At 69.2% G+C, this 23746-nt stretch carries 24 protein-coding genes, 2 tRNA genes and 1 pseudogene; 5 read left to right on the top strand and 22 right to left on the bottom strand.

All coding sequences use genetic code 11. The features are described from left to right. Positions 1 to 16: 16 nt before the first annotated feature. From ACQ5SO_RS07260 to ACQ5SO_RS07170, 19 genes and pseudogenes are all read right to left on the bottom strand, one after another. A complete protein-coding gene (locus ACQ5SO_RS07260; protein ID WP_430940917.1) occupies positions 17 to 1630 on the bottom strand; it encodes an NADH-quinone oxidoreductase subunit M in 1614 nt (537 codons plus the stop codon). Then, positions 1630 to 3603 carry an NADH-quinone oxidoreductase subunit L gene (gene nuoL, locus ACQ5SO_RS07255; RefSeq protein WP_430940916.1) on the bottom strand — a complete coding sequence of 658 codons (1974 nt, stop codon included), beginning with the start codon at positions 3601 to 3603 and terminating at the stop codon, positions 1630 to 1632. Before nuoL ends, ACQ5SO_RS07260 begins: the two co-directional genes overlap by 1 nt. A 5-nt stretch (positions 3604 to 3608) precedes the next feature. After that, a complete protein-coding gene (gene nuoK, locus ACQ5SO_RS07250; protein ID WP_430940915.1) occupies positions 3609 to 3923 on the bottom strand; it encodes an NADH-quinone oxidoreductase subunit NuoK in 315 nt (104 codons plus the stop codon). Positions 3924 to 3942: 19 nt separating this feature from the next. After that, on the bottom strand, positions 3943 to 4557 hold the full coding sequence (locus ACQ5SO_RS07245) for an NADH-quinone oxidoreductase subunit J (protein WP_430940914.1): 615 nt from the start codon (positions 4555 to 4557) through the stop codon (positions 3943 to 3945). Between the two features lie 163 nt (positions 4558 to 4720). Then, entirely contained in the window at positions 4721 to 4903 is a 183-nt protein-coding gene (locus ACQ5SO_RS07240) for a hypothetical protein (protein ID WP_430940913.1), read from the bottom strand. Next, complete coding sequence (gene nuoI / locus ACQ5SO_RS07235; RefSeq protein WP_430940912.1) at positions 4903 to 5394, bottom strand: NADH-quinone oxidoreductase subunit NuoI; 492 nt, start codon at positions 5392 to 5394, stop codon at positions 4903 to 4905. Before nuoI ends, ACQ5SO_RS07240 begins: the two co-directional genes overlap by 1 nt. A 15-nt stretch (positions 5395 to 5409) precedes the next feature. Beyond that, positions 5410 to 6426, bottom strand: coding sequence for an NADH-quinone oxidoreductase subunit NuoH (gene nuoH, locus ACQ5SO_RS07230; RefSeq protein ID WP_430940911.1), 1017 nt, complete (start codon positions 6424 to 6426; stop codon positions 5410 to 5412). Positions 6427 to 6431: 5 nt separating this feature from the next. Next, entirely contained in the window at positions 6432 to 8420 is a 1989-nt protein-coding gene (gene nuoG / locus ACQ5SO_RS07225) for an NADH-quinone oxidoreductase subunit NuoG (RefSeq protein WP_430940910.1), read from the bottom strand. Then, positions 8417 to 8911, bottom strand: coding sequence for a hypothetical protein (locus ACQ5SO_RS07220; RefSeq protein WP_430940909.1), 495 nt, complete (start codon positions 8909 to 8911; stop codon positions 8417 to 8419). Before ACQ5SO_RS07220 ends, nuoG begins: the two co-directional genes overlap by 4 nt. Beyond that, a complete protein-coding gene (gene nuoF / locus ACQ5SO_RS07215) occupies positions 8911 to 10206 on the bottom strand; it encodes an NADH-quinone oxidoreductase subunit NuoF (protein ID WP_430940908.1) in 1296 nt (431 codons plus the stop codon). The genes ACQ5SO_RS07220 and nuoF overlap by 1 nt, the downstream gene beginning before the upstream one ends. Positions 10207 to 10209: 3 nt before the next feature. Next, positions 10210 to 10434, bottom strand: a complete 225-nt coding sequence (locus ACQ5SO_RS07210; RefSeq protein ID WP_430940907.1) for a DUF5337 family protein — start codon at positions 10432 to 10434, stop codon at positions 10210 to 10212. A gap of 37 nt (positions 10435 to 10471) precedes the next feature. Further along, positions 10472 to 11446 carry a hypothetical protein gene (locus ACQ5SO_RS07205; RefSeq protein WP_430940906.1) on the bottom strand — a complete coding sequence of 325 codons (975 nt, stop codon included), beginning with the start codon at positions 11444 to 11446 and terminating at the stop codon, positions 10472 to 10474. 200 nt (positions 11447 to 11646) lie between these two features. Continuing rightward, positions 11647 to 12549, bottom strand: a pseudogene (gene nuoE / locus ACQ5SO_RS07200) (NADH-quinone oxidoreductase subunit NuoE); the annotation flags it as partial. Beyond that, entirely contained in the window at positions 12549 to 13751 is a 1203-nt protein-coding gene (locus ACQ5SO_RS07195) for an NADH-quinone oxidoreductase subunit D (protein ID WP_430940905.1), read from the bottom strand. The gene ACQ5SO_RS07195 and the pseudogene nuoE, both read right to left, overlap by 1 nt. A gap of 3 nt (positions 13752 to 13754) precedes the next feature. Further along, positions 13755 to 14372: an NADH-quinone oxidoreductase subunit C gene (locus ACQ5SO_RS07190; protein WP_430940904.1), complete on the bottom strand. Its 618-nt coding sequence runs from the start codon at positions 14370 to 14372 to the stop codon at positions 13755 to 13757. Between the two features lie 9 nt (positions 14373 to 14381). Further along, a complete protein-coding gene (locus ACQ5SO_RS07185) occupies positions 14382 to 14891 on the bottom strand; it encodes a NuoB/complex I 20 kDa subunit family protein (RefSeq protein WP_430940983.1) in 510 nt (169 codons plus the stop codon). Between the two features lie 86 nt (positions 14892 to 14977). Continuing rightward, positions 14978 to 15343: an NADH-quinone oxidoreductase subunit A gene (locus ACQ5SO_RS07180; RefSeq protein WP_430940903.1), complete on the bottom strand. Its 366-nt coding sequence runs from the start codon at positions 15341 to 15343 to the stop codon at positions 14978 to 14980. Between the two features lie 722 nt (positions 15344 to 16065). After that, positions 16066 to 16142, bottom strand: a tRNA-Asp gene (locus ACQ5SO_RS07175). A 45-nt stretch (positions 16143 to 16187) separates the two neighbouring features. After that, a tRNA-Asp gene (locus ACQ5SO_RS07170) sits at positions 16188 to 16264 on the bottom strand. A gap of 243 nt (positions 16265 to 16507) precedes the next feature. Here ACQ5SO_RS07170 and ACQ5SO_RS07165 point away from each other — a divergent pair. After that, positions 16508 to 16966: a TerB family tellurite resistance protein gene (locus tag ACQ5SO_RS07165; RefSeq protein ID WP_430940902.1), complete on the top strand. Its 459-nt coding sequence runs from the start codon at positions 16508 to 16510 to the stop codon at positions 16964 to 16966. A gap of 4 nt (positions 16967 to 16970) precedes the next feature. Here the strand turns inward: ACQ5SO_RS07165 and ACQ5SO_RS07160 are convergent, their stop codons facing one another. Beyond that, positions 16971 to 17387, bottom strand: coding sequence for a hypothetical protein (locus ACQ5SO_RS07160; protein WP_430940901.1), 417 nt, complete (start codon positions 17385 to 17387; stop codon positions 16971 to 16973). Positions 17388 to 17544: 157 nt separating this feature from the next. Between ACQ5SO_RS07160 and ACQ5SO_RS07155 the strand changes: the two genes are divergently transcribed. Next, positions 17545 to 18945 carry a M20/M25/M40 family metallo-hydrolase gene (locus tag ACQ5SO_RS07155; protein WP_430940900.1) on the top strand — a complete coding sequence of 467 codons (1401 nt, stop codon included), beginning with the start codon at positions 17545 to 17547 and terminating at the stop codon, positions 18943 to 18945. Between the two features lie 103 nt (positions 18946 to 19048). Further along, complete coding sequence (locus ACQ5SO_RS07150; protein WP_430940899.1) at positions 19049 to 19537, top strand: peroxiredoxin; 489 nt, start codon at positions 19049 to 19051, stop codon at positions 19535 to 19537. 69 nt (positions 19538 to 19606) lie between these two features. Here ACQ5SO_RS07150 and ACQ5SO_RS07145 read toward each other — a convergent pair whose 3' ends face one another. Together ACQ5SO_RS07145 and ACQ5SO_RS07140 are read right to left on the bottom strand one after the other, a co-directional pair. Continuing rightward, complete coding sequence (locus tag ACQ5SO_RS07145) at positions 19607 to 19903, bottom strand: 4a-hydroxytetrahydrobiopterin dehydratase (protein WP_430940898.1); 297 nt, start codon at positions 19901 to 19903, stop codon at positions 19607 to 19609. A 26-nt stretch (positions 19904 to 19929) separates the two neighbouring features. Next, a complete protein-coding gene (locus tag ACQ5SO_RS07140) occupies positions 19930 to 21150 on the bottom strand; it encodes a GNAT family N-acetyltransferase (RefSeq protein WP_430940897.1) in 1221 nt (406 codons plus the stop codon). A 281-nt stretch (positions 21151 to 21431) separates the two neighbouring features. Between ACQ5SO_RS07140 and ACQ5SO_RS07135 the strand changes: the two genes are divergently transcribed. After that, positions 21432 to 23171, top strand: coding sequence for an SdrD B-like domain-containing protein (locus tag ACQ5SO_RS07135; RefSeq protein WP_430940896.1), 1740 nt, complete (start codon positions 21432 to 21434; stop codon positions 23169 to 23171). 249 nt (positions 23172 to 23420) lie between these two features. Continuing rightward, on the top strand, positions 23421 to 23746 hold a 326-nt coding region (locus ACQ5SO_RS07130; RefSeq protein WP_430940895.1), incomplete at its 3' end, for a hypothetical protein.

The raw sequence follows: 23746 nt of genomic DNA, 5'->3' as shown, positions 1-23746 counted from the left end.
TCTGAGATCCCCTCTGTCAGTGAGCGTCGGCGGCGCCGTGGCCGGCGTCATGCCCGCCCGCGCCCGCGTCCGCGCCGGCGACCTCGGTCACGAGCACGGGCTTCTCGAAGCCCGCCTCGGCCAGGGCCGCGTCATAGGATTCCACCAGCTGCGACGTGGCCCCCGAGAAGGCGTCGGTCGCGAGGCTCGGGTAGATGCCGAACAGCAGCGTGCAGACGATCAGCGGGGCGAAGAGCAGCTTCTCGCGGCCCGTCAGGTCCTCGATGGTCGAGAGCGACTGCTTGATCAGGTCGCCGAACACCACCCGGCGGTAGAGCCAGAGCGCGTAGCCCGCCGACAGGATCACGCCGGTCGCGGCGCCGAAGGCCACCCAGGTGTTGGCCTGGTAGGCGCCCATCATCGTCAGGAACTCGCCCACGAAGCCCGAGGTGCCCGGCAGGCCGACATTGCCCATGGTGAACAGCATGAACACCACCGCATAGGCGGGCATCCGGTTCACCAGGCCGCCATAGGCGTCGATGTCGCGCGTGTGCATTCGGTCATAGACCACGCCGACGCAGAGGAAGAGCGCGCCGGAGATGAAGCCGTGGCTCAGCATCTGGAACACGGCGCCGTCGACGCCCTGCTGGTTGGCCGCGAAGATGCCCATGGTCACGAAGCCCATGTGGGCGACGGACGAATAGGCGATCAGCTTCTTGATGTCCTCCTGCATCAGCGCGACCAGCGAGGTGTAGATGATCGCGATGACGGAGAGGGCGAAGACGAAGTCGGCCATCAGGTGCGAGGCGACCGGGAACATCGGCAGGCTGAAGCGCAGGAAGCCGTAGCCGCCCATCTTCAGCAGCACCGCCGCCAGCACGACCGAGCCCGCGGTGGGCGCCTGAACGTGGGCGTCCGGCAGCCAGGTGTGCACCGGCCACATCGGCATCTTCACCGCGAAGGAGGCGAAGAAGGCCAGCCAGAGCAGCGTCTGCATGCCGCCCATGATCTGCCAGCCCGCCAGCTCGATCGGGCCCGCGTCGAAGTTATGCTGCAGCAGCAGGGTGATGTCCGAGGTGCCCGCGTCCCAGTACATCGCGATCATGGCGATCAGCATCAGGACCGAGCCGAGCAGCGTGTAGAGGAAGAACTTGAAGGACGCGTAGATGCGGTCCTTCCCGCCCCAGATGCCGATGATCAGGAACATCGGGATCAGGCCCGCCTCGAAGAACAGGTAGAACAGCACCATGTCCAGCGCCGAGAACACGCCGATCATCAGCGTCTCGAGCAGCAGGAACAGCGCCATGTATTCCTTGACCCGCGCGGTCACGCCCCAGGAGGCGCCGATCACGATGGGCATCAGGAACGTGGTGAGCATCACGAAGGGCATCGAGATCCCGTCCAGGCCCATCTTGTAGGACATGCCCAGGATCCACTCGCCCTCTTCCACGAACTGGAAGCCGGGATTGGAAGTGTCGAATTCGAACAGGATGTAGAGCGACAGCACGAAGGTGGCCGAGGTCACCAGCAGCGCGACGATCTTCGCATTGAGCTGCGCGGCGGCGTCTTCGCCCCGCAGCGCCACGGCCAGCACCACCGCGCCGACCAGCGGCAGGAAGGTGATGAGCGAGAGGATATTCAGGTTTTCCATCAGTGCGCCCCCCCGGTGGCGCCGCCGCCCACGGACATGATGGTCAGCAGGATCGACATGCCGATCAGCATCACGAAGGCGTAGTGGAACAGGAAGCCGGACTGCATGCGGCCCGCAAGCCGCGTCACCCAGGGGATCAGACCCATGGACAGCCCGTTGATGGCGCCGTCGACCACCTTGCCGTCGCCCGCTTTCCAGAAGAAGCGGCCGAGGCGCATGGCGGGACGGACGAAGAGGAACTCATAGGCCTCGTCGAAGTACCACTTGTTGAGCAGGAACTGGTAGAGGCCCTGGTGCCGCTCGGCCAGCTGGCCGGGAAGCTCCGGGTTCTTGATGTAGAAGATCCAGGCGGTGAACAGGCCGGTGAGCATCGCCACGAAGGGCGCGAGCGCCACCCAGGCCGGAACCCCGTGATAGTCGTGCAGCACGTGGTTGCCCTCGCCGATGGCGATGGCCTGGGCGAAGAACTCCTCGGCGTGGTGGCCGATGAAGTCGCCGTACCACAGCATGCCCGCCACGACGCCGCCGGTCGCCAGCACGTAGAGGGGGATCCGCATCTCGAGCGGGCCCTCATGCGCGTGCTCCCAGTGCTTCTTGTCCCGGGTCTCGCCGTAGAAGGTCAGGAACATCAGGCGCCAGGAGTAGAAGGAGGTGAACAGCGCCGCGATGACCAGCATCCAGAAGGCGTAGGAGGAGGCGGCGGTGTGGGCGGCGTAGACGCCCTCGATCACCGCGTCCTTGGACACGAAGCCGGCGAAGCCGAAGGGAACCCCCAGCAGATCGTAGGAGAACGGCACGCCCACGCCGGTGATCGCCAGGGTGCCCAGCATCATCACCATGAAGGTGGTCGGGATCTTGTGGCGCAGGGCGCCATATTTGCGCATGTCCTGCTCATGGTGCATCGCGTGGATGACCGAGCCCGCGCCGAGGAACAGCAGCGCCTTGAAGAAGGCATGCGTGAACAGGTGGAACATGGCGGCCTGGTAGAAGCCGACGCCCGCCGCGGCGAACATGTAGCCGAGCTGCGAGCAGGTCGAGTAGGCGATGACCCGCTTGATGTCGTTCTGCACGAGGCCGACGGTGGCGGCGAAGAACGCCGTCGTCGCGCCGATCACGGTGATGATGATCGGGGTCACGTCCGCCTGCTCATAGATCGGCGACATGCGGCACACGAGGAACACGCCCGCGGTGACCATGGTGGCGGCGTGGATCAGGGCCGAGACCGGGGTCGGGCCCTCCATCGCGTCCGGCAGCCAGGTGTGCAGGAACAGCTGCGCCGACTTGCCCATGGCGCCGACGAACAGCAGGAAGCCGAGGATGTCGGCCGCCGCCCAGTCGGTCCACAGGAAGCGGATCGTGGTGGTCCCGAACGTGTCGGCCTGCGCGAAGATGTCGGCGAAGTTGATGCTGTCGGTCAGCACGAAGATGCCGAAGATGCCGAGCGCGAACCCGAAGTCGCCGACGCGGTTGACGACGAAGGCCTTCATCGCCGCGGCGTTGGCCGTGGGCTTCTTGAACCAGAACCCGATCAGCAGGTACGACGCGACGCCCACGCCTTCCCAGCCGAAGAACATCTGCAGCAGGTTGTCCGAGGTCACCAGCGCGAGCATCGAGAAGGTGAAGAAGGACAGGTAGGCGAAGAAGCGCGGCTTGTGCGGGTCCTCTTCCATGTAGCTCATGGAATAGAGGTGCACGAGCGACGAGACCGTGGTGACCACGATCAGCATCACCGCGGTCAGCGCGTCGAGGCGGATCGCCCAGTCGACCGAGAGCGAGCCGCTCTCGACCCAGCGCAGCAGCGGGATCGTCTCGCCATGGCTGTCGAAGGTGAAGAAGGTGATCCAGGACAGCAGCGCGCAGACGAACAGGACCCCGGTGGTGAGGTACTGCGCGCCCTTGTCGCCGATGAACTTGTGCCCGAAGCCCGCGACGATGGCGGCCACGAGCGGGGCGAGGAGGATGAACGAGACCATTATGCTCAGCCCTTCATCACGTTGACGTCTTCCACCGCGATGGAGCCGCGGTTGCGGAAGAAACAGACGAGGATGGCGAGCCCGATGGCCGCCTCGGCCGCGGCGACGGTCAGCACGAAGAGCGTGAAGACCTGCCCGGCCAGGTCGCCCAGGTGCGTGGAGAACGCCACGAAGTTGATGTTGACCGCGAGGAGCATCAGCTCGATCGACATCAGGATGACGATCACGTTCTTGCGGTTCAGGAAGATCCCGAAGATGCCCGTGACGAACAGGATCGCCGCCACGGTGAGATAGGCTTCAAGCCCGATGGCCTGTTCCATGGTTCCGTCCCTTTCGCGGTCAGATGCCCTGACCGGGCTTGATGTCTTTGAGCTCGATCGCCTCGTCGCGGGTGCGGTGGATCTGCGTGAGCACATCCTGCCGCTTCACCCCCTCGCGGTGGCGCAGGGTCAGCACGATGGCCCCGACCATGGCGACGAACAGCACCGCGCCGGCGAGCTGGAACAGCATCACGTAGCGGGTGTAGATCAGCTGGCCGAGCGCGGCGGTGTTGTGCACGTCCTCCGGCGCCGGGGCGATGGCCGCCCGCATCTCGGGGGCATGCCCCGCGATGGCCCATTCGCCGAACACCAGGCCCAGCTGCACCAGGATCACCACCCCGATCAGCAGGCCGACCGGCATGTACTGCGCCATCCCGGCCTTGAGCTCGGAGAAGTCGACGTCGAGCATCATGACGACGAAGAGGAAGAGCACCGCGACCGCGCCGACATAGACGATGACCATCAGCATCGCCACGAACTCCGCCCCCATCAGGACGAACAGTCCCGCGGAGGAGAAGAAGGCCAGGATCAGCCAGAGCACCGAGTGCACCGGGTTGCGCGCCAGGACGACGAGCGCCCCGGCCGCGACCGCCGTGCAGGCGAAGAGGTAGAAGGCGAGCGTCGCCACAGCCATCGGTTCCGTTCCCTCGATTGGGGGGCCCCGTGCGGCCCCCGCATCCGGTATCGGCGGCCCGTCCGGCCGCCCCGTTCTTGTTCGCGCCCGCCCGCCCCCGGACCGGGGGCGGCGCCGCGCGCCGTCTTGCGTCGGGGCCCCCGCCCCGGGTCCCCTCGGCGCCTCAGCGGCGCCAGAGGGCGATGGCGAGGCCGAGCCCCGCGATGACGACCAGGGGGGTGGTCCCCCAGTCCTCGTAGAAATTCCACCGCTCCCCGGTCATCTGTCCCGGCTCGACCGCCCCGAGCATCAGGGCGACGACCAGGACGCCGAGCGCGGCGATGGTGATGAGCCGCCCGCGGCCCATCAGCGGTAGGGCGCGTCGAGCTCGAGGTTGCGGGCGATCTCCGCTTCCCAGCGCTCTCCGTTCGCGAGCAGCTTCTCCTTGTTGTAGAAGAGCTCCTCGCGCGTCTCGGTCGCGAACTCGAAGTTCGGGCCCTCGACGATGGCATCCACCGGGCAGGCTTCCTGGCAGAAGCCGCAATAGATGCACTTGGTCATGTCGATGTCGTAGCGGGTGGTGCGGCGGGAGCCGTCCTCCCGCGGTTCGGCCTCGATCGTGATCGCCTGCGCGGGGCAGATCGCCTCGCACAGCTTGCAGGCGATGCAGCGCTCCTCGCCGTTCGGGTAACGGCGCAGGGCGTGCTCCCCGCGGAAGCGGGGGCTGAGGGGCCCCTTCTCATGCGGGTAGTTCAGCGTCGCCTTGGGCTTGAAGAAGTACTTCATGCCGAGCTTGAACCCGCCGAAGAAGTCCATCAGCGCGAAATAGCGGATGCCGGAGGCCAGCGTGAAAGCCATTGCAGGGTCTCCTTCTTACCAGCGGGCGTAGCCGGGGACGCCGTACTGGGCGAGCGCGGCGGCGATGACGACCCAGCCCAGCGACATTGGCAGGAACACCTTCCAGCCGAGGCGCATGAGCTGGTCATAGCGGAACCGGGGGACGATGGCCTTGACCATGGCGAAGAGGAAGAAGACCAGCAGCATCTTGCCGATCATCCACAGCACGCCGTCGGGCAGGCCCGGCACCGGCGACAGCCAGCCGCCGAAGAACAGGATCGTGGTCAGGGCGCACATCAGCACGATGGCCATGTACTCGCCCACCATGAACAGCAGGTACGGGGTCGAGGAGTATTCGACCTGGTAGCCGGCCACGAGCTCCGATTCCGCCTCGGGAAGGTCGAAGGGCGGGCGGTTCGTCTCGGCCAGCGCCGAGATGAAGAACAGGAACACCATCGGCAGGTGCGGCAGCCAGTACCAGGAGAACATCCCGTAGGCGCCGTCCTGGGCCCGCACGATCTCGGTCAGGTTGAGCGAGCCGGTGGTGATCAGCACGCCGACGATGATGAAGCCGATGGAGACCTCGTAGGAGATCATCTGCGCCGCCGAGCGCAGGCCGCCGAGGAACGGGTATTTCGAGTTCGACGCCCAGCCGCCCATGATCACGCCGTACACCTCGAGCGAGGAGATGGCGAAGATGTAGAGGATGCCGATGTTGATGTTCGACACCACCCAGCCATCCGAGAACGGCACCACCGCCCAGGCGACGGTCGCCAGGACGAAGGACAGCAGCGGCGCAAGGAAGAACACCGTCTTGTCGGCGCCGGAGGGAACGATCACCTCCTTCACCGCGAATTTCAGGAAGTCCGCGAAGGACTGCAGCAGGCCGAAGGGGCCGACCACGTTGATCGACTTGCGCAGCTGGACGGCGCCCCAGACGCGGCGGTCGACCCAGAGCAGGAAGGCGAGCGAGACCAGCAGGCAGACGGTGACCAGAAGGCACTGCGCCAGGATGATCACGCCCGGGTAAGCGATGTCGGACCAGAAATCCATGAGCCTCACTCCGCCGCGACCGAGAGGCCGCGCTCATGCTTCAGACGCGACAGCTCGGCCATGACGGTCGAGGCGCGGCAGATCGGGTTGACGAGGTAGTGATCGACGGACGGGACCGCGAAGGCGGCGTCCGACAGCGCGCCCGAGGGCTGGACCACCAGCTCCTGCTCCGGCACGGCGTCGATCTGCGCCAGGACCGGCGCGGCGTCGAACATCGCCGCGCGCAGGGCCTGGAGGCTGTCGAAGGGCAGCGTCTTGCCGAGCGACGCGGAGGCCGCGCGGATGATCGCCCAGTTCTCCTTCGCCTGCCCCGGGGGGAACCCGGCGCGGTTGGCGAGCTGCGGGCGCCCTTCGGTGTTGACGAACAGGCCCGGCTCCTCGGTCCAGGCGGCGCCCGGCAGGATCACGTCGGCGCGGTGCGCCCCGCGGTCGCCGTGCGAGCCCTGGTAGATCACGAAGGGCCCGGCCGGCACGTCGATCTCGTCCGCGCCGAGGTTCCAGATCACCTCGGCGTCCAGCGCCGCGGCGATGCCGCCCTCGACCGCCGCGCCGAGATCCAGCGCGCCGACGCGGGAGGCGGCGGTGTGCAGCACCAGGATCTTCGCGCCCTTGGCTTCGGCCAGCGCCTGCGTCGCGGCCAGCACCGCGGCGCCGTCCTCGCGCGCCAGGGTGGAGGCGGCGAGGATGATCACCGCGCCCTCGCCCAGCTCCGCGCCCGAAATGGCCGAGGGGCCGGTCCCGAGATGCGCCACCGGGTAGGTCAGGTCCACGCCCGCGCCGATCAGCGACACGTTCGCGCCGTTCGACCAGGCCTTGCGGACGCGCGCGTTCAGCACCGGGGACTCTTCACGCAGGTTGCCGCCGATGATCAGCACCTCGGCGGCGCCGTCGATGTCCTCGATGGCCGCGGTGCCGGCATAGGCCGACCGCTCCAGCGGCAGGGCGGCGCCGTCGGTGCGCGCCTCGACCACGCCGCCGAGCTCGGACACCAGCGTCTTCAGCGCGAAGATCGCCTCGGCCGGGGCAAGGTCGCCGATGATGGCGTTGACTTTCTTGCCGTTCGCGGCGGCGGCGATGGCCTCGAAGGCCTCGGCCCAGGTCGCGGCGACCAGCTTGCCGTCCTTGCGGATGTAAGGCTTGTCAAGGCGCTGGCGGCGCAGCCCGTCCCAGATGAAGCGGGAGCGGTCGGCCAGCCATTCCTCGTTCACGCCGTCATGGTTGCGCGGCATCAGGCGCATCACTTCGCGCCCGCGCACGTCCACGCGGATGTTCGCGCCGAGCGCGTCGATCACGTCCACGCTCTCGGTCTTCTTCAGCTCCCACGGGCGGGCGGTGAAGGCGTAGGGCTTCGAGGTCAGCGCGCCGACGGGGCAGAGATCGATCAGGTTGCCCTGCAGCTCGCTGCTCAGCGTCGCGCCGAGATAGTTGGTGATCTCGGAGTCCTCGCCGCGGCCGGTCTGGCCCAGTTCGGAGCAGCCCGCGACCTCGGTGATGAAGCGCACGCAGCGGGTGCAGGAGATGCAGCGGGTCATGCAGGTGCCGACCAGCGGCCCGAGGTCCATGTCGTTGGCCGCGCGCTTGGGCTCGCGGTAGCGCGAGAAGTCGACGCCGTAGGCCATGGCCTGGTCCTGCAGGTCGCACTCGCCGCCCTGGTCGCAGATCGGGCAGTCGAGGGGATGGTTGATGAGCAGGAACTCCATCACCCCCTCGCGGGCCTTCTTGACCATGGGCGAGTTGGTCTTGACCACCGGCGGCTCGCCATTGCGGCCGGGCCGCAGGTCGCGCACCTGCATGGCGCAGGAGGCGGCGGGCTTGGGCGGGCCGCCGACGACCTCGACCAGGCACATCCGGCAGTTGCCGGCGATGGACAGCCGCTCGTGGTAGCAGAAGCGCGGGATCTCGATCCCGGCCACTTCCGCCGCCTGCAGGATGGTCATCGCGCCGTCGACCTCGATGACCTTGCCGTCGATTTCGATTTGCTTCAGGTCGGTCATACGTCCTCCGCCGCGGTGTTGCAGCGTCCCTTGAAAATCCAGATGCCCTGCACCGGGTCGAAACGCGGCTCGGTCAGAACCAGCGTCCCGGCGGGGGACGGCGCCCCCCATTTGAACCAGTAGAGCTTGCGCGCGCAGATCGGGCGCTCGCCCTGGGCGGCCATCACCGCCTCGGCGGCGGCGGCGGCCTCGGGGCCGCCCATCTCGGGGGCGTTCGCCCCGAGCTGGCCGGCCATGTCGGCGCCGAGATCGCCGTAGAGCAGCTTGTCGCCGCCGCGCTGCGAGGCGGGGGCGGCATAGACGTCGGTCGCGTCGAACGACCCGGTCCAGGCCACGCGCCACAGCTGCCCGCCGGACATCACCTCGGCGGCCTCGCGGCGCTGCGGCTCGTCCATGCGCAGCGCCTCGGACGGCTCGGCGCAGGCCGAGAGGAGCGCGAGCGCCCCCAGCCCGGCCAGCGCCCGGGCGGCGTTATGGAAGCGGCGCCCCATCACTCGGCCGCCATGGCGCCCTTGCGCCCGGTCTTCTTCGCCTTGATGCGGTCCTCGATCTCTTCGCGGTAGTGGCGGATGAGACCCTGGATCGGCCAGGCGGCGGCGTCGCCGAGCGCGCAGATGGTGTGGCCCTCGACCTGCTTGGTGACGTCGAAGAGCATGTCGATCTCCTCGATCTCGGCCTCGCCGGTCACCAGGCGGTCCATGACGCGCATCATCCAGCCGGTACCTTCCCGGCAGGGCGTGCACTGGCCGCAGCTCTCGTGCTTGTAGAAATGCGACAGGCGGGCGATCGCCTTGATGATGTCGGTGGACTGGTCCATCACGATCACCGCGGCGGTGCCGAGGCCCGAGGACTGCTCGCGCAGCCAGTCGAAATCCATGATCGCCTCGTCGCACAGGTCCTTCGGCAGCAGCTGCACCGAGGAGCCGCCGGGGATCACGGCCTTGAGGTTGTCCCACCCGCCGCGCACGCCGCCGCAATGGGTGTCGAGCAGCTCGCGCAGGGTGATGGACATCGACTCCTCGACCACGCACGGGTTGTTCACGTGGCCGGAGATGGCGAAGAGCTTGGTGCCCGCGTTGTTCGGCCGCCCGAACTGGGAGAACCAGTCGGGGCCGCGGCGCAGGATGGTCGGGGTGACGGCGATCGACTCGACGTTGTTGACCGTGGTCGGCGCGCCGTAGAGACCGGTGTTGGCCGGGAACGGCGGCTTCAGGCGCGGCATGCCCTTGCGGCCCTCGAGGCTCTCCAGCAGCGCGGTTTCCTCGCCGCAGATATAGGCGCCCGCGCCGTGATGCAGGTAGAGATCGAAATCCCAGCCCGACCCGGCGGCGTTCTTGCCCAGCAGCCCGGCATCGTAGCACTCGTCGATCGCGGCCTGCAGGGCCTCGCGCTCGCGGATGAACTCGCCGCGGATATAGATGTAGCCGGTATGGGCGCCCATGCCGAAGCCGGCGATCAGGCAGCCCTCGATCAGGGTGTGGGGATCATGGCGCATGATCTCCCGGTCCTTGCAGGTGCCCGGCTCGGACTCGTCGGCATTGACCACCAGGTAATGGGGCCGACCGTCGGATTCCTTGGGCATGAAGGACCACTTCAGGCCCGTGGGGAAGCCCGCGCCGCCGCGGCCGCGCAGCCCCGAGGCCTTCACCTGCTCCACCACCCAGTCGCGCCCGTTGGCGATCAGACCGGCGGTGTTGTCCCAGTGGCCGCGCTTGCGGGCGCCCGCGAGGCTCCGGTCCTTCATCCCGTAGATGTTGGTGAAGATGCGATCCTGATCCGAGAGCATCCGTCAGTTCCCTTTCCCGGCGCCCGCGCGCCAGACCCTGATGATCACCCACAGCGCCCAGACGAACGCCGCGAGGCAGAGCATGTCGATCAGGAAGGCGAAGCGGACCGGCCATCCCAGCTGACCGCCCAGGAAGGACAGGCCCATCCACGACGCCATGGCGATGGCGATCACCATCGCGGCGCCGCGGATGGCGGCCTTCTCCTTCTCTGTGCGCTCGCCGGTCATGCGATCCGCTTCGCTCCTGTTCCCGGAACGGCCCGTGTCAGGCCGCCCCCTGCTCCAAAGCCTGCGCAGCGGCCTGGGCCGCAGCGCGGGTTTCGGCGGCCTTGCGGGCCGCCAGTTCCGCCGCCGCCAGCTCGGGATCCGTCCCGGCCGGCTTCGGCGCCGTGGTCAGCGTCTGCCCCGAGGCCCTGATGGTCTCGAGCGCAGCGCGTTTCATCGCCTCGCCCGCCGAGCGCGCCGAGGCGGCGCGATGGGCGGCGAGCATGTCCGCGTCCGCCTTCGGGGCGGGCGCGGCGGTCAGCGCGGCCTGGGCCGCGGCGGCCTCGGCCTTCGCGCGGGAAGCGGCCTCGGCTGCGGCATGGGCCGCGGCGAGGGCGTCGTCCTGCGCGGCCGGGGCCTGCGCCGGGGTCGCCTGCGCCGAAGCCGGGGCCTGGGCGGCGGGCGCGGCGGCCATCGCCGTTGCGGCGGCGGCTGCAGCGGCCTTCGCCTTCGCGGCGGCCTCGGCGGCGGCATGGGCCGCCTTCAGCGCACCGTCTTCCGCGGCGGGCGCGGCTTCGGGCGCCGGGGCGTCCTTGGCCTGCGTCCCGCCGATGGCGGCGGCGACGGCGGCCTTCGCCTGGGCGGCGGCCTCGGCCACGGCGTGCGCGGCGTCAAGGTCCCCGGCGTCCCGTGGCTCGGCCGCAACCACCGGGCTGGGGGCCGGGCTGGGGGCCGGGTCCGCGGCGGGCGCGGACGCGGCCTCGGCGGCGGCGGTCGCCGCGCTGCGGGCCCTTGCGGCCTCGGCGGCATCGCGCGACTTGGCCTGCGCGGCCTGCGCGGCGGCCTCCGCCTCGGCCCGGGCGCGGGCGCTCGCGGCGCAGCGGCGGTCGAGGACCACGGCCGAGCCGATGAACACCACCGCGAAGGCCCCGACCTGGAGCGGCAGCTCGCCCCCGACGAGCACCGACGCGACGGCGCCGAGCCCGGCGGACGCGGCCAGCGCGCCGATACGGCAATTCGTGCTCGTCCCGCTCATCGCGCCGCCCTCCGGTCGCATCCTGCGCCCTTCACTGCACCCTGGCCGGGGGCGACGCCCCCTGCCCGCTCGTCCCGCGTCCGGCCCGGGATCCGGGCCGCGCGGCTGTCGCGGCCCTTGAGCCGCCTGTCGATTTTCATTGCGAACCTCCCTGTTCGGGGCGTCCGCAAGAAAAGCCGTGCGCCGCGGACGCCTTATTCGTCCTTAGCGTCCGCACCGCCGCCTGTCTGCGCGGCCTTGGTCTCATCCACCGCGGCGGAGATGGCGGCCTTGCGGGCGGCCTCCGCCTCGGCGGCCGCATGGGCGGCGGTCACGTCGTCATCGGACGCGGCCGGGGCCGGCGCCGGCGCGGCGGCGGGTTTCGCCGCCGGGGCCGGGCGCCTGGAGGCGCCGCCGGTGATGTTCGACGCGTCGACGCCCTCTTTCCCCTCGCCGATGATCCGGGCGGCGGTGTCGCCCATCTCCAGCGCGATGGCGACCGAGCCGTTGGCCGCGGTGCGCTCGTCCTCGGGGATGATCAGCGAGGTCGGCCCGCCCTTGGGCTCGGCGGCGAAGCGGCCGTTCTGCGGGCCGGGCTTCGGCGTCTCGCCGCGCGCGAAGGCGTCGAGGATCGCGGCGAAGCTCTCCTCGGTCAGGTCCTCGTAGAAATCCTTGCCGATCTGCACCATCGGGGCGTTGGAACACGCGCCCAGGCACTCGACCTCTTCCCAGGAGAACTTGCCGTCCGCGGACAGCTCGTGCGCCTTGGGGGCGATCTTGTCCTTGCAGACCGCGATCAGGTCCTCGGCGCCGCAGATCATGCAGGAGGTGGTCCCGCAGACCTGCACATGGGCGACGGTGCCGACCGGGTGCAGCTGGAACATGAAGTAGAAGGTCGCGACCTCGAGGGCGCGGATATAGGCCATGTCCAGCATCTCGGCGACCGTCTCGATCGCCTTGCGGGTCAGCCAGCCCTCCTGCTCCTGCGCGCGCCACAGCAGCGGGATGATCGCCGAGGCCTTGCGGTCGGCGGGGTACTTGGCCAGCTGCTTCTCGGCCCAGGCGAGGTTGCCGGGGGTGAACTCGAAGCTCTCGGGCTGGTCCTTGGAAAGACGGCGAAGCATCAGCGGTCGATCTCCCCGAACACGATGTCGAGCGACCCGAGGATCGCCGAGACGTCGGCCAGCTGGTGGCCGCGGCAGATGTGGTCCATGGCGGCGAGATGCGGGAAGCCCGGCGCGCGCAGCTTGGCGCGCCAGGGCTTGTTGGTCCCGTCGGCCACGAGATAGACGCCGAACTCGCCCTTGGGCGCTTCGACGGCGGCGTAGACTTCGCCCGCGGGGACGTGGAAGCCCTCGGTGTAGAGTTTGAAGTGATGGATCAGCGCTTCCATCGAGGTCTTCATGTCGGCGCGCTTGGGCGGGGTGAGCTTGCCGCGCGCGAGGACCTCGCCGCCCTGGCATTCGCCCAGCTTGGCGATGGCCTGGCGGATGATCTTCACCGACTCCCGCATCTCCTCCATCCGGCACAGGTAACGGTCGTAGCAGTCGCCGTTCTTGCCGAGGGGGATCTTGAAGTCGAACTCGTCATAGCACTCGTAAGGCTGCGCGCGGCGCAGGTCCCAGGGCAGGCCCGAGCCGCGGACCATGACGCCCGAGAAGCCGAGGCTCTGGCACTCTTCCGGCGAGACGACGCCGATATCGACGTTGCGCTGCTTGAAGATGCGGTTGTCGGTCAGCAGCCCCTCGAGGTCGTCGCAGACCTCCAGGAACGGGTCGCACCAGTCGAGGATGTCCTGGAGGAGCTTCTCGGGCAGGTCCTGGTGGACGCCGCCGGGGCGGAAATAGGCGGCGTGGAGCCGCGCGCCGCAGGCCCGCTCATAGAACACCATGAGCTTCTCGCGCTCCTCGAAGCCCCAGAGCGGGGGCGTCAGCGCGCCCACGTCCATGGCCTGCGTGGTCACGTTCAGCAGGTGGTTGAGGATTCGCCCGATCTCGCAGAACAGCACCCGGATCAGCTGCGCGCGGCGCGGGACCTCGACGCCGACGAGGCGCTCGATGGCCATGCACCAAGCATGCTCCTGGTTCATCGGCGCGACGTAGTCGAGCCGGTCCAGGTAGGGCAGGTTCTGCAGGTAGGTGCGGCTCTCCATCAGCTTCTCGGTGCCGCGGTGCAGCAGCCCGACATGCGGATCGCAGCGCTCGACGATCTCGCCGTCAAGCTCGAGCACCATGCGCAGCACGCCGTGCGCGGCCGGGTGCTGCGGGCCGAAGTTGATGTTGAAGTTGCGGATCTTCTGCTCGGGGGTCTGGAAATCGCCGTCCATTCCTCAGCCCTCCTTCTTCTCGTCGCCCGGAAGGATGTATTCGGCGCCTTCCCAGGGGGACATGAAATCGAACTGGCGGTAGTCCTGCACGAGCGTCACCGGCTCGTAGACCACGCGCTTCTGCTCTTCGTCGTAGCGGACCTCGACATAGCCGGTGGTGGGGAAGTCCTTGCGCAGCGGGTGGCCGCGGAAGCCGTAATCGGTCAGCAGCCGGCGCAGGTCCGGGTGCCCCGAGAACAGGATCCCGAACATGTCGTAGACCTCGCGCTCGAACCACTCGGCCGCGGCGTGCAGGGCGTGGATCGACGGCGCGATCTCGTCCTCGCGCACCTCGGCCTTGATCCGCACGCGGATGTTCTGGCGCATCGAGAGCAGGTGGTAGACGAGGTCGAAGCGCCGGTCGCGCCCCGGCCAGTCGACGGCGGTGATGTCCACCAGGGTGGTGAACTGGCAGCCGCTGTCGTCGCGCAGGAACTTGATCACCTCGGGGATCTTGTCCACGGCGACCGTGACGGTCAGCTCGCCGAACGCGATGTCGGCGCCGACGACCGCGTCAGGCAGGCGCGCCTCGAGGGTCGCGGCCAGTTCCTGCAGGGCGTCGAGGTTCGGAGCGTCGAGCATGTCGGTCCCTCAGCGCGTGATGGTGCCGGTGCGGCGGATGCGGCGCTGCAGCTGCAGGATGCCGTAGAGAAGCGCCTCGGCCGTCGGGGGGCAGCCGGGGATGTAGATGTCCACCGGCACGATGCGGTCGCAGCCGCGCACGACGGAGTAGGAGTAGTGGTAGTACCCGCCGCCATTGGCGCAGGAGCCCATCGAGATGACGTAGCGCGGCTCGGGCATCTGGTCGTAGACCTTGCGCAGCGCGGGGGCCATCTTGTTGGTCAGCGTGCCGGCGACGATCATCACGTCGGACTGGCGCGGCGAGGCGCGCGGCGCGAAGCCGAAGCGTTCGACGTCGTAGCGCGGCATCGAGGTCTGCATCATCTCGACCGCGCAGCAGGCGAGGCCGAAGGTCATCCAGAACAGCGAGCCGGTGCGCGCCCAGTTGATGACGTCGTCGGCGGCGGCGAGGAGGAACCCCTTGTCCGCCAGCTCGTTCGACAGCTGCTTGGCCATCAGGTCCTTGTCGGCGCCCGCCATCGTGTGCAGGGCCGGGGTCGACGCGGGCGCGATCACGCGGCCCTGGGCGTCGAGGGTCTGCGCCTCGGGGCGCGGGGGCTGGCCGGTCACTCCCATTCCAGGGCTCCCTTTTTCCATTCGTAGGCGAAGCCGACGGTCAGCACCGCGAGGAACACCATCATCGACCAGAACCCGAACAGGCCGATGTCCTTGAAGGCGGCGGCCCAGGGGAACAGGAAGGCGACCTCGAGGTCGAAGATGATGAACAGGATCGAGACGAGGTAGAACCTCACGTCGAACTTCATCCGCGCGTCGTCGAAGGCGTTGAACCCGCATTCATACGCGCCGTCCTTCTCCGGGTCGGGCCGGCGGACGGCGAGGACCACCGCGGCGAGGAGGAGGACGAGCCCGAGGGCCACCGCGAGCCCCAGGAAGATGAGGATCGGGAGGTATTCGCTCAGAAGGTCTTGCATGGCGACTCTTTCGGTTGCCGGACTGCGCCGGCGCCTACGGCCGTGGCGATCGGCGCTGCGGCGCATCGAAAGCCTTGCGCGTTGTCTACGCCCCCCTACATCCAAAGGTCAACACGCGGACCCGGCCCGATGGGGTCCCGGGCGGCGTTCTTCGCGGCCGCAGCAGTGCAAAGCGCCTGAAATTCCAAGCAATTTTCGTAGTCCTGCTTGTGTGCGACCGTATGCAGCGGTGCGCGGATATGCGCAGGAAACACGGTAAATCGCGGGGATGAAAGGGGTTTGAAGGACCGCCGGGGGTCGTGCGCGCGGGGCGGGATTTACCCAAGTGATTTTCTCGGGAAAGCGGTTCGACTGAAAACCGGCGGGCCTCGCCGCCTGATACGACAAATCGGCGCGGCGGGGTTCGCAGCTGCGGCGCCGCGGCGTCGGCCCCCGGGCGATTCCCCCGCCGCGGACCGCATCCCGGCGCCCCTGCCCGCCCGCCGGACCGCCCCCGCTCCGCCGCCGGGGGGGCCAGGGATCCGCGTCCCGGCGCGCCCGCCGCCGCGGGAACCGGCCGGGGCCGCCGGGGACGGGTCGCATGGCGCGAAGACGGGACGCCGGGACGGGGTCCAGGGACGGGGCGCGGCGGCGCGGAGCGGCAGGGATGGCGCGGGCCGGAACGCGAAACGCCCCGCACCGGGCGGGTGCGAGGCGTTTTCCATGACGCTGAATGCGAGAAATGGCGCGGTTGACGGGGCTCGAACCCGCGACCCCCGGCGTGACAGGCCGGTACTCTAACCATCTGAGCTACAACCGCGCATCTCGCATCGGGCGGGACGGGATCGGGGCGGCGAAGAGAGAGTGGCGCGGTTGACGGGGCTCGAACCCGCGACCCCCGGCGTGACAGGCCGGTACTCTAACCAACTGAGCTACAACCGCAGCTCTCTCTTCCGCCGCCCCGTGATCCCGGGTCCGTCCGGCGTGGGGCGGTGAATACGGGCTGGGCGGGGCGGCGTCAAGCGCCAACCGAGAGGTTTTTTCGACCTTGATGACGGTTTTTCGACGGGGCCCCCGAAGCGGCCCCCGGCGCCCGCCGCCGTCACCCTTTTCCCCGCGGGCTTTTCGGCCTAGCTGGTGGGGACGGACGCGCGCCTTTTCCGCCGAAACACCAGGAGAAACCCCATGTTCGCCGATCTCATCGCCTGGCTGACGGCCGCGCCCGAGGACCGGGACCGCGCCGATCTCGACGAGGGCGACGCGCGCCTCGCCCTCGCCGCGCTCATGGTCCGGGTCGCCCGCGCGGACGAGCTGTTCGATTCCGGCGAGCGGGCGATGATCCTCGCGCAGCTGCGCGCCCGCTACCGCCTGCCCCCGGACGCGGCCGAGACGCTGCTGGAGGAGGCCGAGAAGGTCGAGGCCGCCGCCCCCGACACGGTGCGATTCACCCGCGCGCTCAAGGGCGCGGTGCCGTACGAGGAGCGGATGGGCCTCTTGGAGGCGCTCTGGGCCGTGGTGCTGGAGGACGGGGAGCGCAACCCGAACGAGGACGCCCTGCTGCGCCAGGTCGCCCCCCTGCTGGGCGTGACCGACCGCGACAGCGGCATCGCCCGCCACCGGGCGCAGGCGGCCAAATACGAGTGAGGGCTCAGACCTCGGCGTTGCAGCCTTCGATCATCGCTGCGATCCGCGCGGCGGTGAGGTCGGGATTCACCGGCGCCAGCTTGCGGCCGTGCCAGACGTCCATTTCCCTGCCGAGGTCGGAACTCTCGACCACGACGGTCGTGCCGGCATCGGCGCCCACGGTCACCCGGTAGACCCAGACGCGCGGATCGCCCGGCAAGGTGGACAGGAAGACGTGCGCGCCACCCTCGTCCCATTCACGGGTCGGCGGGGCCGGGGCGCGGTCCAGTTCCCGGCGCAGGCGCGATTCCATCGCCCCTGCCTCCGGCTTCATCACGTGCACATCCACCCGACCTGCAGCGAGTCCGGCTTCCCCGAAATTCGCGCAGCCGACGAGCAGACCGAGCGCGCCCGCCGCCGCGGCGAAGTCAAAGGCTTTCATTGCAGCATCCTTCCCTACCTGGTCAGCGGCACTCTTCCCCCGTGCCGCCCATCCGCAACCCCGCCTTCCCCGACGCGCCCCTTGCCGCGGCGCCCCTCGCGCTCCACTCTCCCGGTCGACGCCCCTCAACGCACACAAGACCCGGAGCCTGCCGCGCATGTCCGCCCCCCTCCCTGCCGCCCTTCCCGCCGTCCTCTCCCGCATCGACGCCGATCTCGACGCCGCGCTCGAGCGCCTCTTCACCCTGCTGCGGCGCGAGTCGATCTCCACCGATCCCGCCTATGCCGGCGAAGTCGCCGCCGCCGCCGAGGCGATGGCCGAGGAACTCAGCGGCCTCGGCTTCGACGCCTCCGTGCGTCCCACCCCCGGCCATCCCATGGTCGTCGCCCATGGCCCCGACATCCCCGGCGCGCCGCACGTGCTGTTCTACGGCCATTACGACGTGCAGCCGGTCGACCCGCTGGAGCTGTGGGAGCGCCCGCCCTTCGAGCCGGCGCTGATCGAGCGCGCCGACGGGTCCAAGGAGATCCGCGCCCGCGGCGCCTGCGACGACAAGGGCCAGCTGATGACCTTCATCGAGGCCTGCCGCGCCTGGAAGGCCGAGACCGGGGCCCTGCCCTGCCGCGTCTCGATCCTCCTCGAGGGCGAGGAAGAATCGGGCTCGCCCTCGCTGATCCCGTTCCTGAAAGCGAACGCCGAGGAGCTGAAAGCCGATTTCGCGATGATCTGCGACACCGGCATGTACGACCCCGAGACCCCCGCGATCTCGACCATGCTGCGCGGGCTGATGGGCGAGGAGATCGTGATCCGCGCCGCCGACCGCGACCTGCATTCGGGCATGTATGGCGGGCTGGCGCGCAACCCGATCCAGGTGCTGGCGCATATCCTGGCCGACCTGCATGACGAGACCGGGCGCGTCACCCTGCCCGGCTTCTATGACGGCGTGCCGGAGCTGCCCGAGGAGCTGGCCCGCCAGTGGGAGGGCCTTGGCTTCAAGGCGGAGGACTTCCTCGGCGCCGTCGACCTCTCGGCCCCCGCAGGGGAGCAGGACCGCCCGCCGCTGCACCGCATCTGGGCGCGCCCGACGATGGAGTTCAACGGCATCAACGGCGGCTACACGGGCCAGGGCTTCAAGACCGTGCTGCCGGCCGAGGCCTCGGCCAAGGTGTCCTGCCGCCTCGTCGGAACCCAGGACCCGCACGCCATCCGCGCCGCGCTGCGCCAGCACGTGAAGGACCGCCTGCCCGCCGACTGCACCGTGGAGTTCCACGAGCATGGCGCGAGCGGGGCGGTGAACCTCGACATCTCCCTCCCCGCCTTCGAGGCCGCGCGCGCAGCGCTGTCCGAGGAGTGGGAGAAGGAGGCCGCCTTCGTCGGCAGCGGCGGCTCGATCCCCATCGCCGGGTATTTCCAGACCGTGCTGGGGATGGAATCGCTGATGGTCGGCTTCGGCCTCGACGACGACCGCGTCCATTCGCCGAACGAGAAATACGACCTGCAGAGCTTCCACAAGGGCGCGCGCAGCTGGGCGCGCATCCTCGGCGCCATCTCGGCCTGACGGCGCGCGGGCGGCGGGATCCGGGGACGCGCCCTCTGGTCCCGCCGCCCCGCCGCGCTAGGTGGCCGTTCAAGACATACCGAACACAGGGAGATCCCGAGACATGAGCATCAAAGCCGGAGACAAGCTGCCCCAGGCCAGCTTCACCACCATGGGCGCCGAGGGGCCCGAGCCGGTCACCGTGAGCGAGCTGTGCGCGGGCAAGACCGTGGCGCTGTTCGCGGTGCCGGGCGCGTTCACGCCGACCTGCCACCTCAAGCACCTGCCCAGCTTCGTCGAGACCGCCGAGGCGCTGAAGGCCAAGGGCGTCGACACCATCGCCTGCGTGTCGGTCAACGACCCGTTCGTGATGAAGGCCTGGGGCGAGACCACGGGCGCTTCGGGCGCGGGCATCCTGATGCTGTCGGATGCCGAGGCGGCCTTCACCAAGGCGATCGGCCTCGACTTTTCGGCCCCGCCGGTGGGGCTGATCGACCGCTCGCAGCGTTACGCGATGGTGGTGAAGGACGGCGTGGTCGAGGCGATCAACGTCGAGGGCTCGCCCGGCGAGGCGACCACCTCCACCGGCCAGGCGGTGCTCGAGCTGCTCTGAGGCCGCGCGACAGCTGACGATGGAACGCCCCCGGCCCGCAAGGACCGGGGGTTTTCTTTTGCCCGCGCCTCAGCCCGCCAGCCGGTCGATCTCCCCCGCCAGCGCCACGTCGCGGCCCGACAGGCCGCCGACGTCATGGCTGGTCAGCGTGATCTCCACCTTGTTGTAAACATTGGACCATTCGGGGTGGTGATCCATCGCCTCGGCCTTCAGCGCCACCGCGGACATGAAGCCCCAGGCGGCGGCGAAATCGGCGAACTTGAAGCTGCGGGCGATGGCGTCGCGCCCCTCCACCATCTCCCAGCCCTCGGCCTGCAGCGCCTTCAGCGCGGCGGCCCGCTCAGCCCCGTCGAGTTTGCCCGGCATGATGTCCTCCCATTCAGCCGCGTGGATCAGTCGTGCTCTTCGGGCGGCGGCGGGGCCTGGCGGAACGGAGAGCGGTCCGACAGCCAGGCCATCTCCTCGTCCACCGCCGCGCGCTCGTGCTCCAGGAAATCCGCCACCGCGTCGCGGAAGGACGGGTTGGCGATCCAGTGCAGCGAGTGCGTCTCCACCGGCAGGTAGCCGCGCGCCAGCTTGTGCTCGCCCTGCGCGCCCGCCTCGACCCGGGTCTGGCCATGGGCCAGCGCCCAGTCGATGGCCTGGTGGTAGCAGAGCTCGAAATGGAGGCACGGGTGGTGTTCCGTGCAGCCCCAGTAGCGCCCGAACAGCGTGTCGCGCCCGATGACGTTGAGCGCGCCGGCGACCCATTCCATGCCGCCCGGCCCCTCGCGCCCGGCGAGGACCAGCAGCAAATCGTCCCGCAGCGTGTCCTGCGCGATGTCGAAGAAGGCGCGGGTCAGGTAGGGCGAGCCCCACTTGCGCGCGCCGGTGTCCTGGTAGAAGCGCCAGAAGGCGTCCCAGTGTTCGGGCTCGATGGCGTCGCCGGTCAGCTGGACGATCCGGAGGCCGCTTTCCTGCGCCGTGCGGCGTTCCTTGCGCAGCGCCTTGCGCTTGCGGGACGACAGCGAGGCGAGGAAGCCCTCGTAATCCCCGAAGCCCTCGTCGATCCAGTGGAACTGCTGGTGCGTGCGGCGCAGAAGCCCCATGGCGGCGCCCGCCGCGGCCTCGGCCTCGGTGCAGAAGGTCCAGTGGACCGAGGACAGCCCGCCCTGGGCGGCCAGCTGCACCGCCCCTTCGACCAGCGCGCCCATGGCCTGCACCGGGTCGGCGTCGGGGTGGAGCAGGAAGCGCGGGCCGGTGACGGGGGTGAAGGGCACCGCGCCCTGGAGCTTGGGGTAATAGTCGCCCCCGGCGCGTTCGAACGCGTGGGCCCAGGAATGGTCGAACACGTATTCGCCCTGGGAATGGCCCTTGAGATACATCGGCGCGACGCCGATGACCTTGCCGCCATGGCGGGCCACGAGGTGCCGCGGCGCCCAGCCGGTGCGGGGGCTGACCGAGCCGGACGCCTCGAAGGCCGAGAGGAACCTGTGCGCCAGGAACGGGTGCAGCGGCCGGCCGCCATCGGCGCATTCGGGCGCCGCGCAGGCGTCCCATTCGGCCGCGTCGATCTCCGCGATCCGCGCCAGCGCCGTGATCTCCACCGCCGCGCCGTCCTCGGCTCCGTCCATGCTTTCGGATCCCTCGCATCGCCGAAGGCCGCCCGCCGACTCGGGCCGCCCGGGCCGCGCCGGCCCGTCCCCTAATGGTGGCCGCCCGGCGGCGCGGATCAAGGGATCGCTGCGCCGAAGGGCAAGCTTCTGGACCCGCTCAATTTTCCCAAAACAGAAACCGTTCCTGCCCGCGGTGTTAATTCGTCCTTCACGGGGCGCGCCGTACCCCACCGTATCCGCCACCGTGCGGAGAGTGCGACTTGCTTTGCGTAACCCGAGAGAAGAGGACGTGGCGCGCCATGGCGTATGACACCTCGACCGGTCTTCGGACCATGACCTTCGTGATCGAAGGCGAAATCGACACCCAGATCACCCTGACGGAAATGGCCGACGGCTCGCTCAAGGTCGATGTGCTGCTGCTGGACGGCGCGCTGATCGGCGACATGCGCGGGCTGTTCTTCGACGCCCCCACGTCGCTGATCGAGGCGGGGATGACCATCACCGGCGACGACCTGACCGGCCAGGTGACGGACGAGGACGGGGTCAAGTCGGTCTCCAAGTCCGTGAACATCAAGGGCGAGGTGCTCAGCACCTACGGCGCCTTCGATGTCGGTCTCGAATTCGGAACCAATGGCATCAGCAAGGATGACATTCGGTCGACCAGCTTCACGATCTCCTCCACCGATCCGGTGACGATCGACATGTTCGAGGAGAGCGATTTCGCCCTGCGCTACACCTCGGTGGGCGAGGAAGGCGGGTCGCGGGACGATTCGCTCAAGATCGGCGGGACCTCCGAATCGCTCGGCTCCATCGGCGACCGGGTGTGGATCGACGCCGATTTCGACGGCATCCAGGGCGCGGACGAAGCGGGCCTTGCGGGCGCGGTTGTCACCCTGTGGAAGAACGGCGTCGACAGCGGCCTGACCGCGGTGACCGACGCCGACGGCTATTACCTGTTCGATTTCCTCGAGGCCGCCGATTACAGCATCGTGGTGTCGGCCCTGCCCGAGAATTACGTGTTCACCCTCCAGGACGCCGGGGCGGACGAGGCGGCGGATTCGGACGTGGACGCGGGCGGCGCCTCGGGCGTGATCGCGCTGGCCGAGGGGCAGGACGTGACCTCGCTCGACGCCGGGGTCTACGACCTGACCACGATGATCGACCCGCCGGAGCTGCTGGACGACGACGCCTGCACCTGCTGGACCGAGGCGCCGACCCTCTCGGTCCTGTCGAACGACGAGCCGGGCGTGACCATCACCGCGGTCGAGGGGATCGCGCTGACCCCGGGCGGCGCCGTGACGCTGGCCAGCGGCGCGACCGTGACGCTGAACGCCGACGGCACGCTGACCTATGACGGCGTCGACGCCTGGGCGGGGCTCGAGTTCGGCGGCATGGGCGTGGACGTCTTCACCTACACCGCCGCCAACGAATACGGGATGGAGAGCACGGCCTCGGTGTCGATGACCGTCCATGCCACCAACATCAAGACCCTCGAGGATGTCGAGGCGATCAAGCCCGACTCGGTCGAGGTGTTCGTGACCGTGCAGGGCGACGGCTTCGTCGTGGACGTCGCCTCGCCGCAGAACGAGCGGTTCTCGGCGACCGCCAGCACCGACATCTACTGCGTGGACTTCTTCGGCGACGTGCCCGACGGCATCCTGGTGACGGCCGAGGTCTTCCTGGCCGACGCGAACAACGCCGCGCTCGGCGAATTCGTGCAGAACTGGGAGAACCTCGACCTGGTGAACTGGATCCTGAACCAGGACTTCGTGTCCCAGGGCTACACCGCGCAGGAGGTCCAGCAGGCGATCTGGAACCTGACGGACGACCTGTTCATCTCGTTCTACCCCGGCGCCAGCGAGATCGCCGCCCAGGCCCGCGCCGAGGGCGAGGGGTTCGAGGCGGGCGAGGGCGACCTCGTGGGCCTCGTCCTCGCGCCGATCGAGGAGGTCGATGCGAACGGGGTGGAGATCACCAACCACCAGAACCTGATCTACGGGGTGGAGTACGAGAGCTTCTCGGACTGCCTGTGCATGTGACGACGCTTTCCAGGCGACGCCCCGGTCCTTTCGGGGCGCAGGGGGCGCGGACCGGCCGGTCCGCGCCCCCTTTTTCATGCGCCCGGCGCGCCGGCGGGCGGCGGTTCGCCCCGCGCGGAACCGGCGCCCGGGATGCACGCAAAAGTAGAAAAGTATTGAGGAATGTTTTATTAATAGCCCGCTCCCGACGTGTTCATGCGGGAGCGGTTTTGCGTATGCGTCTCACCAACGAAAAGGACTCGTTGCGGCATGACTTACAAAAGATTCACGAAATACGGAAGCGACTCCTGCGCGCCCTCCGGGCGGGACCGCGACGGCGGCAAGGACAGGGACCGCGACCGGGACGACCGGCATGACAAGGACCGCGACCATGACCGCGGCGGCAAGGACTGCGGCCGCGACGACCGCCACGACAAGGATCGCGACCATGACCGCGGCGGAAAGGACTGCGGCCGCGACGACCGCCACGACAAGGACCGCGACCACGACCGCGGCGGCAAGGACTGCGGCCGCGACGACCGCCACGACAAGGACCGCGACCACGACCGCGGCGGCAAGGACTGCGGCCGCGACGA

Origin of the sequence: Rhodovulum sp. DZ06 (assembly GCF_050586345.1) — a bacterium.
Taxonomy (GTDB): Bacteria; Pseudomonadota; Alphaproteobacteria; order Rhodobacterales; family Rhodobacteraceae; genus JBOCEF01.
This window is presented reverse-complemented; position numbering and strand designations above follow the sequence as displayed.